Raw genomic sequence first — 14,027 nt, 5'->3', positions numbered from 1 at the left:
CCATCGTTGGGCTTCTGAGCAGCGCCGCCACCGGCGCCACCACTGAACATGTACTTGCCGACCAGCTGGATCAGGTCAACCGCCGGCTGGGTGAAGACAATCTCGTCGCCGGCCTTCAGCACGTCCGGATCACCGCCCGGCTGCAGACCGATATAGCTCTCGCCGAGCAAACCACTGGTGAAGATGCCGGCCGAGGTGTCTGCCGGCAGGTCCTTGACCTTGCTGTCCATGCGCAGGGTCACGATGGACTCGAACTTCACCGGGTCCAGGTCGATCGAGGCGACCTGGCCGACGGTGACGCCGCCGATCTTCACCGGCGCCTGCTTGCGCAGCTGGCCGACCTGGGAGAAGCGCGCCTTCAGCTCGTAGCCCTGGCTGCCCCAGCTCCAGCGCTGGTTGGTCGAGGCCACGGCCAGCACCATCAGCGAGGCCAGGGCCAGCAGCAGGAAAGCGCCGACGGAGAATTCGAGTCTGGGACCGCGGATGGCCATGTGGATTACCTGATCGAGTCGTGGTGGCCGCGCGCGCCTGCGCACCGCCGGTGGAGGGGTTAGGTGAACAACATTGCCGACAGAACGAAGTTGAACATCAGCACCAGCAGCGAGGCGTTGACCACCGCACGGGTGGTCGCCACCGAGGTGCCCTCGATGGTCGGCTCGGCGTGGAAGCCAACGTAGGCAGCGACCAGTGCGGCGGTGCCGCCGAAGATTGCCGACTTCAGCATCGCCACGCCGAAGTCATCCCAGAAATCGACGCTGTTGCGCAGCGCCGACCAGAACACGCCATTGTCCAGGCCCAGCACGTGCACGGCCTCGAAGTAGCTGGCGCTGATCGCCAGCGAACAGAAGATGCCGGTCAGCAGCGGCACGGTCAGCACCGCCGCCCAGAAGCGCGGCGCCACGGCCTTGGCCACCGGGTCGATGGCCATCAGCTCCAGCGCCTTGATCTGGTCGGTGGCGCGCATCAGGCCCAGCTCGGCGGCGATCGAACTGCCGGCGCGGCCGATGAACAGCAGCGCGGTCAGCACCGGCGCCAGTTCGCGGTACAGCGACAGCCCGAGCAGGGTCGACAGCGCGTCGGCCGCACCGAAGGTGGTCAGCGTGCGGTAGCCCTGCAGGGTCAGCACCAGGCCGACGAAGGCGCCACCGACGGCGATGATCGGCAGCGAGCGCGCGCCGATCTTGTAGATCTCGCGGGTCAGTTCGGCCAGGAAGTCACGGGTCGGCAGCGAACCGCGCAGCACGGTCAGCGAGAACAGGCCGGCGCGGCCCAGCGAACGGGTGGCTTGAACGAACGGCATCAGGCAACCCTCGCACGCGGCGCGGCATCGAACGGGATGGGGCCATCGGGCTGGCCATGCAGGAACTGCCGCAGCAGCGGATCCTGGCTGGACTGCAGTGCCTCGGGCGATCCCTGGAACACGATGCCGCCATTGGCGATCGCGATCACCTGGTCGCAGATCGGCAGGGTCTCGTGCACGTGGTGGCTGACGATGATGCTGGTCAGGCCCAGGCTATGGTTGAGGCGCTGGATCAGGCTCATGATCACCCCCGAGGCGATCGGGTCCAGCCCGGTCAGCGGCTCGTCGTAGATCATCAGCGGCGGGTCCAGCGCCAGCGCACGGGCCAGCGCCACGCGGCGCGCCATGCCGCCGGACAGTTCGCGCGGCCAGGCATCGGCGGCGGCCAGCAGGCCCACCGCATGCAGCTTCATCTCCACCAGCCGGCGCAGCACGGCGGCCGGCAGGCGGGTATGCGTACGCAGCGGCAGTGCGACGTTTTCGGCCACGGTGAGGTCGGTCAGCAGGCCGTTGCCCTGCAGCAGCACGCCCACGCTCTTGCGCATCTCCAGCAGCGCGCTGCTGTCGTGCGGGATCGGCTTGCCGAACAGGGTGACCTCGCCGGCGACCGGTCGCAGCTCGCCGGTCAGTGCCGCCAGCAGGGTCGACTTGCCGCTGCCGGACGGGCCGAGCACGGCAGTGATGCTGCCCTTGGGCACCTGCAGCGACACGTCGCGCAGGATCGTGCGTCCGCTCCGGTCGATGCGGACGTTGGACAACTGCACCAGACTGGAGGCGGAAGCCGACATGGGCACCATTAACGTTTTTTAGACATCGAAGGATCGGGCCAGCCGGCTGAACATAAGCAGACTGGACGGTCCAGTATTGTTGCACGGCAGGGCTTGGCGCAGGCTGGGACAATCGGCCGGCAGCCCGGAACAATCCGTACCGTCGATGGGCCGACCATTGAATACTGCCTGCCGTCCTGCACACTGTGCATGATGAGTGACCCAGGCAGCGATTTCCGCCTCTACCATTCCAACTCCCTGGACGTGCTGGCCGCGCTGCTGGCGCGCAACGTGCGTGCGCCGGTGCCGGGCCAGCCGTTGCTGGCGCCGGAAGTGGTGCTGATCCCGCAGGTCGCGATGCGCCGCTGGCTGCAAGCGACACTGGCCGCCGAATTCGGTGTCGCTGCCAACCTCGAATTCCTCACCCCGGGCGAGTTCGTGGCCCGCGCGCTGAAGGCCAATGTCAGCGGCGAGCAGGACGATCTGGACGCGGCCGGCCTGCACTGGAAGCTGTACCAGGCACTGCGCGACCCGGCGTTGCTGGCGCAGCCACCGATGCGCGCGCTGCAGTCCTATCTTGCCGGCGGTGACGCATTGAAGCCGTGGGCGCTGGCCGGCGAGCTGGCCTCGGTATTCGAGAAGTACCAGGCGTGGCGCCGCGACTGGCTGCTGCGCTGGGCAGCCGGTGCCGATCCGGCCGACCCGCAGGCGATCCTGTGGCGCACCATCACCCGCGGCCACGACTACCGCGCGCGTCGCATCCAGGAGTACCTGGACCGCTTTGAAGGCGCCGGCCAGCCGCTGCCGCAGGGGCTGCCTCCGCGCATGTCTGCGTTCGCGACGCTCAACATCTCGCCCGATGTGCTGCGGGTGATGGCCACCCAGGCGCGGGTGGGCGAACTGCATTTCTACATGCCCACGCCCGTGCAGTCGTACTGGGGTGACCTGCAGACGCTGGCCGAGCGACTGCGCAGCGGCGCACCGGACCCGTTCGGCGAGGCCGCCGGCGAGAACCGCCTGCTGGAAGCCTGGGGGGCAGCAGGCCGCGATTTCATGGCGGTGCTGGGCAGCTACGAGGTGGTGCACCCGGCCGGCGAGATCGCCGCCTATTCCGATCCGGAGGAGGACACCCGGCCGACCCTGGACCAAGGTGGCCTGTCCGACAGCCTGCTGCATCGCCTGCAGCGCGATCTGTTCCACCGCCGCGCGCTGCCCTCGGGCGAGCTGCGCGAGGCTCTGCGCAGCGACGATCCCAGCCTGCAGGTGCATGCCTGCCATACCCGCCTGCGCGAGCTGCAGGTGCTGCACGACCAGCTGCGCAGCCTGCTGCAAGACCCGCGCTTCGACCCGCCGTTGCAGGCACGCGAGATCGCGGTACTGGCGCCGGACATCGATCCCTATGTGCCGTACCTGGAAGCGGTATTCGGTGGCCGGGGGGGCGACGAGGAGCACATTCCGTATGCGCTGGCCGACAGCAGCCCGCTGGCCGGCGAGCCGTTGGCCGATGTGTTCGTGCACCTGCTGGGCCTGCCGGTCTCGCGTTTTGGCCTGAACGAAGTGCTGGACCTGCTGGCCAGCGCACCGCTGGCCGAAGCGGCCGGCCTGGAAGCCGTGGACTTCGACCGCCTGCACGGCTGGCTGCAACAGGCCGGCGCGCGCTGGGGGCTGGATGCGAAGCATCGCGACCAGCATCAGGCGCCAGCCGACGATGCCTATACCTGGCAGTTCGCACTGGATCGCCTGGTACTCGGCCATGCCACCGGCAGCGAGGCCGATCTGGCCGGCGTGGCGCCGTGGATCGAACTGGAAGGCGGCGCGTTGGACGCCTTGGACCGCCTGTTGCGCCTGCTGCGTGTGCTGGCGGTGTATCAGCGACGCCTCGGCGAACTGCTGACGCCCGCGCAGTGGCGGCAGCGCCTGCTGTCGCTGCTGGATGCACTGCTGCCGACCGCGCCCAGCTCGCCCAACAGCCAGCGTGCCCTTGAGCGCCTGCGCAAGCTGCTCAACCAGTTCGCTGAAGACGCCGCCAAGGCCGGTTTCGTGGACGGGGTGCCCCCGGAGGTGGTGCGCGCGCACTTCGCTGGCGCGCTGGGCGAGGCCGATACGCGTGCGCCGTTGCTGACCGGTGGCATCAGCTTCGGTCGCATGGTGCCGATGCGCCTGCTGCCGTTCCGGGTGATCTGCGTGCTGGGCCTCAATGACGGCGATTTCCCGCGCCGTGACCCGGCCGCCGGTCTCAACCAGCTCACTGCGGAGCTGGATACGCCGCGTCGCCGGCCGGGCGACCGCTCCACCCGCGAGGACGATCGCTTCCTGTTCCTGCAGCTGTTCGCCGCCGCGCAGGACGTGTTCTATCTCAGTTACCTCGGCGCTGATCCGCGCGACGGCAGCGTGCGCGAGCCGTCGGTGCTGGTCAGCGAACTGATTGATGCTGCAGCCGCGTATCACCTCGATCCGGCTGCGACCACCCGCGACTTCACCGTGCGCCACGCACTGCAGCCGTTCTCGCCAGGCGCGTTCGGCGATGGCGACCCGCGCCGCTTCAGCTATCGCCGCCAATGGCATCCCGCTGCCGGTCGCCTCACCGGCCAGCGTGGAGGCCTGCAGCCCTGGTTCGACGCACCACTGCCGCCACCGACCGACGATGCCGTGGAGGACGAGGTCGCGCTCGATGCACTGCGTCGTTTCCTGTGCGATCCGGCCGGGCAGTTTCTCGCACAGTCACTGGGCCTGCGCCTGGCTGACGAGGTCGAGGAGGTGGATGACCTGGAACCGCTGGTGCTGTCTTCGCGGGGGCCGGAGAAGCGCAGCGTGCAGGCCGCGGTGGTACGCGCCACGCTCAGTGGCGATATCGAGCCGCTGTACCCGCGCCTGCGCGCGCGTGGCCTGCTGCCGTCCGGCGCATTGGGTGAACGTCAGTTCGAAGCCGAACAGCTGAAGACGCGCCCGTATGCCAGCGCGCTGCTTGCCTGGATGAAGGGCGAACCGCTGGAAAGCCGTCGTTACGAGGTGGAGATCGACGGGGTGCGCCTGCACGGCCGCGTGGCCGATCGTCATCCCGAAGGCCTGGTGCGCCTGCGCGCCGGCACCCTCAATGGCAACGCGGTGATCCGCCAGGGCCTGGACTGGCTGCTGGCCAATGCCGCCGGTGATGCCCTGCCGCTGGTGCAGTTCCATGATGGTGGCGATGCCGGGCCGGGCCCGCACGTTGTACCGGCGCTGAGCGTTCCCGCTGCCCGCGCGGCGCTGCGTGCGCTGCTGCAGCTGCGCCAGCGTGGCCTGCGTGAACCGCTGCGCTTTGCCCCGTATACCGGCTGGGTGCTGTACAACGCGCCGACAGAAAAACAGCGCAGCGAAGGCTGGAAGCAGTGGCACGGCAGCGACCGCACCTGGGGTGAATCCAGCAGCGACGCCTGGCAGCTGCTGCTGCGCGGTGCCGACCCATTCGCCACCGATGCCGGCTATGCCGATCTGCTGCGCAACAGCCAGGTGGTCTTCAGCGCGGTGCGCGAAGGCCGCACCCTTGGCGTCGAAACACGCCAGGAGGGCAGCGAATGAGCACCGTGATCATCGAGGACGGCATCGAACTCCTCAGCCGCGATCCCTACCTGGCCCTGCCGCTGGATGGCATACGACTGATCGAAGCCAGCGCCGGCACCGGCAAGACCTTCACCCTGGCCACGCTGTTCACCCGCCTGGTGGTGGAGCAGGGCCTGCGCATCGGCCAGATCCTGGCAGTGACCTTCACCGACGCCGCCACCCAGGAACTGCGCAAGCGCATCCGCGAGCGCCTGGCGCTGGCCGCGCGCCTGGTCGATCTGGAACCGGCCGAGGGCGAAGCACCGGATGTATGCCTGACCCGCGAAGTCCTGCAGCGCCATCTGCAGAGCGGCTCCGAGAGTGCCACCGCACTGAAGCGCCGCCTGCAGGTGGCCGCGGACGAGATCGACCTGGCCTCCATCTTCACCATCCACGGCTTCTGCACCCGCGTGCTGCGCGAGCATGCGTTGGAGAGCGGCCACACCTTCGATCCACCGAAACTGCTGGCCAGCGACCGTGAGCTGCTGGAGGAGCTGGCGGCCGACCTGTGGCGTGTGCATGCCAACGACCCGGCCACGCTGGAACCGCTGACCTGGCTGTGGTCCACCCCGGACGCGCTGGCCGCCGATCTGCGCGCGCTGCTGGCCGCACCGCCGCTGCATCCGTTGCCACGGCCGGTGGCGCAGGCCGATCCACACGTCGTGCTGCAGGGCGCGGCGGAAGACCTGTCCGCAAGCGTGCGCGAGCATGGCGAGCAGTTCTTCATCGACCTCTGCGATGCGGTCGACAACAAGTGGATCAACGGCGTGTCCTACAAGCTGGGGTGGCTGCACCCGCTGGGCCGGCAGCTGCTGGCGTGGGCCGAGCGCGCCGATCCACGCGAGCTGCTGGCCAGCGAGCGCCTGCCAGCGCTGCTGCCCGAGGCACTGGCCGCCAAGACCAACAAGAAGTTCGCCGAGCGCACGCCATCGTCGCCGTTGCAGGCGCCGTTGGCGCGCTATGTCGCGCTGCTGGCCGAACGCGATGCCTGGCTGCGTGCCACCGCGTTGAATTTCCTGCACGCGCTTCGCGACGAAGCCACGCAGCGCCTGCAGGCACTGAAACGCACCCGTCGGGTGCAGACCTACGACGATCTGATCGATGGGGTAGCGCTCGCCCTGGAAGGCCCGCAGCGGCTGGCACTGGTGAAGCAGCTGCGCGCGCAGTACCGCATCGCGCTGGTCGATGAGTTCCAGGATACCGACGACCGCCAGTGGGGCATCTTCCACACCGTGTTCGGCGATTCGCCGGAGGTGCGCGAACTCGGCCTGGCGCCGGCGCTGTTCCTGATCGGCGATCCCAAGCAGGCGATCTATGGCTTCCGCGGCGGTGACATCCACACCTACCTGAAGGCCAAGCAGGTGGCGCAGCAGGCACCGGTGCTGGACCAGAACTTCCGCTCGCGTCCGGCCGTGCTGCGTGCGCTGCAGGCGTTGTATGACAACGGCGGCGAAGACGCCTTCCTCGAACGCGACATCCAGTTCGAGCCGGTGCGGCCCGGCGGTGTGCGCGTTGACGAGGATTACCTGCGCGATGGCCGCGCCGCCGTCGCGCTGACCCTGCGCGTGCTGCGCAGTGGCGGCGACAAGGCGATGAGCGCCGATGCCTCGCGCGATGCCGCCACCCAGGCCTGTGTGGCAGCGATCCACCAGACCCTGGTTGCTGCGCGTGCCGGCAACGCCGTGCTGCGTGGGCGACCGGTGCAGCCGGGCGACATCGCGGTGCTGGTGCGTTCGCATCGTGAGGCCACATTGGTACAGCGCGCGCTGGCCGCGGTGGGCATTCCGGCGGTGGCGGCCGGCAAGCAGAGCCTGTTTGCCACCCCTGAAGCGCGCGATCTTCGTGCGCTGCTGCTGGCCCTGCTGCAGCCCGCCGATGAAGGCCGCCTGCGTGCGGCACTGGCCACCGTACTGCTCGGCCAGCAGGCCAGCGCGATCGCTGCGATGGAACGCGAGGGTGACCTGCAACGCGGGTTCCAGGCACAGCTGCTGCACTGGCGCGAACGCTGGCAGCGTGGTGGCCCGTTCGCGGTGATCGCCGACGTCTGTGCTGCACAGGGCGAGCGCCTGCTGGCGATGATCGATGGCGATCGCCGCCTGACCAACTACCTGCAGCTGGGCGAACTACTGCAGGAAGCCTCCGCGCAGGCGCTGGGCATGCCTGGCCTGCTGGACTGGCTGCAGGGACAGATGGCCAATGCCGACCAGGATGACGAGCAGCAGCTGCTGCGCCTGGAATCGGACGCGCGTCGTGTGCAGATCATCACCCTGCACAAGAGCAAGGGCCTGGAGTATCCGCTGGTGTTCCTGCCCTTCGTCGGCATCGATGGCGGGGCGCCGAACACCGCGTCGCACTGCACGGTGCATGTGGGCGGCCAGCGCCAGCTGCACTGGAAGCTCGACAAGGACGAGGCCTGGGAAGCGGCCACCGCGCAGCGCGAACGCGAGCAGCGTGCCGAAGATGCACGCCTGTTGTATGTCGGCCTGACCCGTGCCGAGCACGCGCTGTGGATCGCCGTGGGCGATCTGGCTGGGTTCGGCAGGACGCGGCTGGCGCCGCTGCTGGGCGATCTGCAGGTGCTGCGCACACATGCCGATGTACACGTCGACGACAGCGAGGCGCCGGCCGCGCTGCCGCAGCTGGCGGCCGAAGTGGAGGGTGACCTGCCGGCCGTGCGTGCGCTGACCCGGCGCGTACCGCATGACTGGTGGGTGTACAGCTTCACTCAGCTGGCCCATGCCGATGCTGGCGCCGGCGACGATATCGAAGCGGCCGCCACCGAACTGCCAGCACCGGCGGCCGACGAACCGGCTGGCCCGGAACTGCCGCTGGAACCGGCCCTGCCGGAGCCGGCCGCAGCCGCCGAAGACAGCGCGCCGCTCGACCCGCGCTTCATGGGCAGTCGCTTCGGCAACGTGCTGCATGAGGCGATGGAGAACGTCGACTTCGCTGCATGGGCGGACTGGCAACCGGGTCTGGAAGCGCCCGAGGGACAGGCCGAGGTGCTGCGCAAGGCGCTGCACGACGAAGGCTATGCCGATATCGATCTGGACGATGGCGTGGCGGTGCTGGTGCCGTTGGTTGGCCACACGCTTACCGTACCGCTGCCCGAAGGCGGCGCCCTGTGCAGCCTGGCCGAAGGCGAGCGCCGCGCGGAAATCGACTTCCATTTCGCCATCGAACCGACCACCGTGCCGGCGCTGCTGCAGGTGCTGCACGCACACGGCGTTTCCAGCGCGCGTCGTGGTTTCGGCCAGCGCCGCCGGCTGGAAGGGCTGATGACCGGCATGATCGATCTGACCTACGTGCGCGATGGGCGCTGGTACGTGCTCGACTACAAGTCCAACCGCCTGCCCGGCTACAGCCCGGACCTGCTGGCCATCGCCATGCGCCACAGCGAATACGACCTGCAGGCACTGATCTACACCGTGGCCCTGCATCGCTGGCTGCGCTTCCGCCTGGGCGCGGCCTACGACTACGAGCGCGACATGGGTGGCATCCGCTACCTGTTCTGCCGCGGACTGGATGGTGCTGGCAACGGCGTGCATGTGGACCGCTTCCCGCTGGCGCTGGTGGATGCACTGGACGCGCTGTTCGCCGGTGGCGAGCAGGCCCAGGCCGAATTGGCGGCGCGTGCGCGTGGAGCCAGCGCATGAGCCTGTTGAAGGAACTGCACAAGAAAGGCCAGCTGCGCACTCTTGATCATGCACTGGCGACCAGCCTGATGCGGCTGCGCGACGACACGTCCGAGACCGTGGCGCTGGCGGCGGCGCTGGCCTCGCTGGCGGTGGCGCAGGGCCACGCCGGCTTCGATCCGGCGCAGCCGCAGCGCCTGCTGGAAGGCGTACCGGAATGGCCCGATGCGCAGGCCTGGCTGGCACAGCTGCGCGCATCCCCTTGGGTGGCGACACCCGAGCAGTTCGACGCCATCGCCGAGGACGCGCCGCTGGTGCTGGAAAACGGCCTGCTCTACCTGCGCCGCTACCGCGAGTACGAGCGCCAGCTGGCGGCAGGGTTGCAGCGCATCGGCCGGCATCCGCTGCCGGCGCCGGACATGGCGGCGCTGGCGCCACTGTTCGCGCGCCTGTTCCCGCAGGCGTTGGACAGCGAGGATCACCAGGCCCGCGCCGCCGGCGTGACCCTGCGTCATCCGCTGGCGCTGGTTACCGGCGGCCCCGGCACCGGCAAGACCACCACCATCGCGCGCCTGTTGCTGCTGTTGGCAGCGCAGGCCCGGCAGGCCGGCCAGCCGCTGCCCGAGGTGGCCTTGGCCGCACCCACCGGGCGCGCCGCCGAACGCATGGCCGAGAGCCTGCGGCTGGCCGTGCAGCGCCTGCAGGAGGACGGTGTGGATCCGGCACTGTGTGCGGCACTGCCCAGTACCGGCACCACCCTGCATCGCCTGCTTGGCGTGATTCCCGATTCGCCGCGCTTCCGCCACCACGCCGACAACCCGTTGCTGGTGGACGTGGTGGTGGTCGACGAAGCGTCGATGATCGATCTGCCGATGATGGCCAAGCTGGTCGATGCGATCGCCAGCGGTACCCGCCTGATCCTGCTCGGCGACCCGGACCAGTTGCCGTCGGTGGAAGCCGGCGACGTGCTCAGCGCGATCCTGCGTGCCAGCGGCGATGGCATCGGCACCCGCGCCGACGACGCGCAGGCGCTGCATGGCCTGCTGGCGCCGGCGACGCTGCAGCCACAGGCCACACCCCGCGCCTTTGCCGGCCGCCGCGTGCAGCTGCAACGTGGTTACCGGCAAAGCGATGCGCTGGACCTGGCACCGCTGGCGCATGCCGTGCGCGAAGGCGACAGCGGCACCGCATTGCAGCTGCTGCGCGGTGGGTCGCTGGCAGGCGTGCATTTCCACGAAGGCGAAGCCGATCCGCTGCGCAGCCAACGCGAGCATCTGCTGGGCCACTGGCGCGCGTTGGCCGAGGCGGCCGATCCGGTGCTTGCCCTGCAGCAGGCCGGCCGCCTGCGCGTGCTGACCGCACTGCGCGAAGGCCCGCAGGGTGCACGTGGCCTCAACAGCCGTATTGAACAACTACTGGCCGGCAACACCCCGGGCTACTTCCAGGGCCGCCTGCTGCTGGTCACCGAGAACAGCTACCGGCACCGCCTCTTCAATGGCGATATCGGCATCTGCCTGCGCGATGGCAGCGGCGCGATGGTGGCCTGGTTCCCCGGCGATACCGTCGAGCAGCCGCGCGCCTTCCACCCGGCCGCACTGCCCGCGCACGAAAGCGCGTTCGCGATGACCGTGCACAAGGCGCAGGGTTCGGAGTTCGACGAAGTGTGGCTGCAGCTGCCACGCCAGGACAGCCGCGTGCTGTCACGCGAACTGGTCTACACCGGCCTGACCCGCGCCCGCCAGGTGCTGCATGTGGCCGGCAGTGCCGACGTGCTGCAGGCGGCATTGAAGCGCCACGCCAGTCGATTGGGTGGCCTGGCCTGGCGGTTGGGTGCGGAAGACGTGATCGAAGCACCATCGACACCGATCGAAGAACCGACGGTGCAGGGCCAGCTGTTCTGACCTCAGTCCTTTCAATTCCTCCAATCACAACGCGCACCTTCATCCACGCACGGCGTGGATCTACCGTGTCGACCAAGGTCGACACCCACCAGAGCAGAACGCCGTGCCGACAGATCGCAGGAAACTGTCGAAGGCGGGGTGGGTCCGGTTGCGGGGGTGTCCGCGGCATGGATGCCGCGGCCAAGCCCCCAGGGATGGGTTCACGGCGTCCCCCGCAACCGGATCCACCCCGCCACCCCACGGATAGCACGCATCTGACGTTGCCGTTGCCGTTGATTCGGCAGGTGCAGGGCGCAGCCCTGCCGCCAAACCTACTCCGGCATCAGCACCAGGCCATCGGGGAACACGATCGCCGCTTCATCGGCGCTCACATCGAAGAACCCCACGCCATGCTTCTCGGCCAGGTCCTGCACGCGACCGTGCGCGCGCTCAGCCACCGTATAGGCGAACGCAGCGTAGATCACCTGCTGGCCGATGCTGTACTCGGTCACCTCGGCACGGTCGTCATCGTCGTTGCTCAACGGCCCGTTCAACGGCGGGAATTCCTGCGCCATCTCCGCGAACCACGCCTGCAGCGCCGGGCTGCTGACCGCCGGGTCGTCATACTCGTGGCGCTCGTTCCACTGCGTCTGCTTCTCGAACCAGGCGATGAAGGCCGCCGCCTCGCGTGGGGCCGCGCTGGCCTCGAACACCATCATGTCGTAACTCATTGAACCGTCCTGTGGGGATCGCGAGTGGCCGCCGGGCATGGCCCGGCGCTACCGAACTACGATGGTAGCGCCGGGACGCGCGCGGCGGATCGCATTACACGGACGGTGATTCGGCGCCTACCCATCCCGGCGCCAGCGCCTTCGCCTCCGGGAACAGCGCGAAGCGCAGGCCGATCAGGCCCATTAGCGCCTCGTCGCGGGCCTTGCAGGCGCCCACGCTGCCGACCCGGCCCAGCGAGGTGTCCAGCCGCTCGCGCAGCGCCTCGGCGGCCACCATCGGCTTGCGCGCGGCAATCTGCCGTCGGTAGTGCGCGGCGATTTCCTCCAGGATGTGCTCGACCGCTTCGCGGCTGCGCTCGGGCAGTTCCAGCCGGGCGCGGCGCAGCTGCAGGATGTTCAGGCCGATGCGTGCCTCGTTGAGCATGTCCACCGAGGCGATGTCGCTGCCTTCCGGCGTCGCTGCCAGGCGCGGTGCGAGCAGGCCCAGCAGGTCGAGCATGCGTGCGGCGAAGCGCTGCCGGTCCTGCTGGCCACGGCCTTCGGCGGCCTCGGCCAGCGTGGTCCAGCCCTGCCGCACCAGCCGGCGCGCGGTCCATTCGGCACCCACCGAACGGAACAGGCGGGTCATCACCACCGCAAAGCCGATGCCGATGAACATCGCGATCGACGAATTGAGGAAGGTCTGGATGTTGGCGCTGTAGGTGTTCTGCAGGCTCAGCAGCGCGGCCAGGTTCACCGTCAGCGGCAGCGCGAACAGCGCGCTCTTGGGGTGGTGCAGCATCAGCCCCAGCGGCAGGAACACCACCGCCAGTACCAATGCCAGCAGGCCGAAGTCGTGCACCGCCGGGAAGATGCCGAACAGGTACACGCCGGCCACTACCGAGGCGACCATCGCCCATACCAGGAATGACACCATGCTCGGCGCCGGATCGTCCTGCGCGGCGAAGAACGCGGCGGTCACCGCGGCCATCATCGCGCCGTTGCCGCCGCCTTCCCATCCCAACGCGATCCACAGCACGCAGTAGCTCATCAGCGCCACGCCGGCGCTGAGCGCGGAGAACAGCGCCATGCCGTAGTCGACGTGCTTGTCGGCGGCTACGCGTTCGGTGCGGATGCGGTAGTGCGCACGGTCCAGCGGCGCGGTGCCATGGTCGATCGCGTGCTGCAGGGTGCGGCAGTCCTGCCACAGGTCCACCAGTTCCTCCAGGCGCAGCAGCAGGCTGGCCAGCTGCAGGTGCTGCAGGTCGCGGTCCACCTGTGGCTTCAGTGCACTGATGCGCGCGCGCAGGCGGGCGTACTCGCTGGCATTGGTCGGGCCGTCGAGCCAGTCGTGGATGTCGTCGATCAGCTCCGGCAGGCCTTCCGGCAGGGCCTGGCCATCGCTGCGCAGCGCGCTCAGCCGGTCGGCGATCGAGGACAGCACCGGCAACAGCAGCAGCATGCGCTCGCGCAGCCGTTCCATCGACACCGCCGAACCGGCGTGGCGCGGGTCGTCGCGGCGCAGGAACTCGATCAGCGCCTCGAACTGCACCAGGTCGGCGGCCAGCCGGTTGCGCGGCGCATGCGCACGGCCGCGCTCCAGAATCTGCCGGCACCACTGCGCGGCGTCCTCCATCCAGTTGCCGATGCGCGCGCGCAGCATCGGTCGCACCGAGGCCGGGAACAGCAGCGAGGCGAACAGCACCGCCACCACCGTGCCGAGGATGATCTCCTCGCTGCGCGCCACCACCGTGTCGAAGATGGTTTCCGGCGACGTCACCGCCGGGAAGCCGATGAAGGCGGTGGTGTAGCCGGCCAGCAGGAACGCGTAACCGCGTGGGCCGCGGTTGAGCAGCGCCATGAACAGGCAACCGGCCAGCCAGATCGACATTGCAGCGCTCAGCACCAGCGGCGTTTCCACCAATGCCGGCAGCACCAGCAGGGTGGCCAGCCCGGCCACCAGCGTGCCGACGATGCGGTACACGCCCTTGGCACGGGTCGGGCCCAGCAGCGGCTGGCTGACGATGTACACCGTGCCCATCGCCCAGTACGGGCGCGACAGGTTGCCGGCCATGGCGATGTACAGCGCGGCCACTGCGGCCAGGTAGGTCTTGATCGAGAACAGCCAGGCCTGGCGGTCGGTCAGCGCGTTCATG

The 14,027-nt window shown here is 69.1% G+C and carries 7 protein-coding genes and 1 pseudogene; 3 read left to right on the top strand and 5 right to left on the bottom strand.

The features are described 5' to 3' along the window. Positions 1 to 26: 26 nt before the first annotated feature. The 3 genes and pseudogenes from mlaD to QP552_RS20805 all read right to left on the bottom strand — a co-directional run. Positions 27 to 491, bottom strand: a pseudogene (mlaD, locus tag QP552_RS20815) (outer membrane lipid asymmetry maintenance protein MlaD); the annotation flags it as partial. 59 nt (positions 492 to 550) lie between these two features. After that, positions 551 to 1,300 (bottom strand): MlaE family lipid ABC transporter permease subunit, encoded by a 750-nt coding sequence (locus QP552_RS20810; RefSeq protein WP_005414955.1) that lies wholly within the window; start codon positions 1,298 to 1,300, stop codon positions 551 to 553. Continuing rightward, positions 1,300 to 2,088: an ATP-binding cassette domain-containing protein gene (locus QP552_RS20805; RefSeq protein ID WP_106549131.1), complete on the bottom strand. Its 789-nt coding sequence runs from the start codon at positions 2,086 to 2,088 to the stop codon at positions 1,300 to 1,302. The genes QP552_RS20810 and QP552_RS20805 overlap by 1 nt, the downstream gene beginning before the upstream one ends. Positions 2,089 to 2,277: 189 nt before the next feature. On the opposite strand from QP552_RS20805, the gene recC reads away from it, so the two are divergent. The 3 genes from recC to recD are packed head-to-tail and all read left to right on the top strand — an operon-like array spanning position 2,278 to position 11,182. Continuing rightward, positions 2,278 to 5,625 (top strand): exodeoxyribonuclease V subunit gamma, encoded by a 3,348-nt coding sequence (recC, locus tag QP552_RS20800; RefSeq protein ID WP_286074595.1) that lies wholly within the window; start codon positions 2,278 to 2,280, stop codon positions 5,623 to 5,625. Then, positions 5,622 to 9,302 (top strand): exodeoxyribonuclease V subunit beta, encoded by a 3,681-nt coding sequence (recB, locus tag QP552_RS20795; RefSeq protein ID WP_286074593.1) that lies wholly within the window; start codon positions 5,622 to 5,624, stop codon positions 9,300 to 9,302. Before recC ends, recB begins: the two co-directional genes overlap by 4 nt. After that, a complete protein-coding gene (gene recD, locus QP552_RS20790; protein WP_286074592.1) occupies positions 9,299 to 11,182 on the top strand; it encodes an exodeoxyribonuclease V subunit alpha in 1,884 nt (627 codons plus the stop codon). Before recB ends, recD begins: the two co-directional genes overlap by 4 nt. A gap of 311 nt (positions 11,183 to 11,493) precedes the next feature. Here the strand turns inward: recD and QP552_RS20785 are convergent, their stop codons facing one another. Together QP552_RS20785 and QP552_RS20780 are read right to left on the bottom strand one after the other, a co-directional pair. Further along, a complete protein-coding gene (locus QP552_RS20785) occupies positions 11,494 to 11,892 on the bottom strand; it encodes a hypothetical protein (protein WP_286074591.1) in 399 nt (132 codons plus the stop codon). A 94-nt stretch (positions 11,893 to 11,986) separates the two neighbouring features. Beyond that, on the bottom strand, positions 11,987 to 14,026 hold the full coding sequence (locus QP552_RS20780; RefSeq protein WP_106549126.1) for an FUSC family protein: 2,040 nt from the start codon (positions 14,024 to 14,026) through the stop codon (positions 11,987 to 11,989). Position 14,027 lies beyond the last annotated feature (1 nt).

Origin of the sequence: Stenotrophomonas sp. 59 (assembly GCF_030291095.1) — a bacterium.
GTDB classification, from domain to species: Bacteria; Pseudomonadota; Gammaproteobacteria; order Xanthomonadales; family Xanthomonadaceae; genus Stenotrophomonas; species Stenotrophomonas maltophilia_Q.
This window is presented reverse-complemented; position numbering and strand designations above follow the sequence as displayed.

Coding starts and splice junctions, on each gene's coding strand:
- recD (WP_286074592.1), top strand. CDS start 9,299: ATGAGCCTGTTGAAGGAACTGCACAAGAAAGGCCAGCTGCGCACTCTT.
- recC (WP_286074595.1), top strand. CDS start 2,278: ATGATGAGTGACCCAGGCAGCGATTTCCGCCTCTACCATTCCAACTCC.
- QP552_RS20810 (WP_005414955.1), bottom strand. CDS start 1,300: ATGCCGTTCGTTCAAGCCACCCGTTCGCTGGGCCGCGCCGGCCTGTTC.
- QP552_RS20805 (WP_106549131.1), bottom strand. CDS start 2,088: ATGTCGGCTTCCGCCTCCAGTCTGGTGCAGTTGTCCAACGTCCGCATC.
- QP552_RS20780 (WP_106549126.1), bottom strand. CDS start 14,026: ATGAACGCGCTGACCGACCGCCAGGCCTGGCTGTTCTCGATCAAGACC.
- QP552_RS20785 (WP_286074591.1), bottom strand. CDS start 11,892: ATGAGTTACGACATGATGGTGTTCGAGGCCAGCGCGGCCCCACGCGAG.
- recB (WP_286074593.1), top strand. CDS start 5,622: ATGAGCACCGTGATCATCGAGGACGGCATCGAACTCCTCAGCCGCGAT.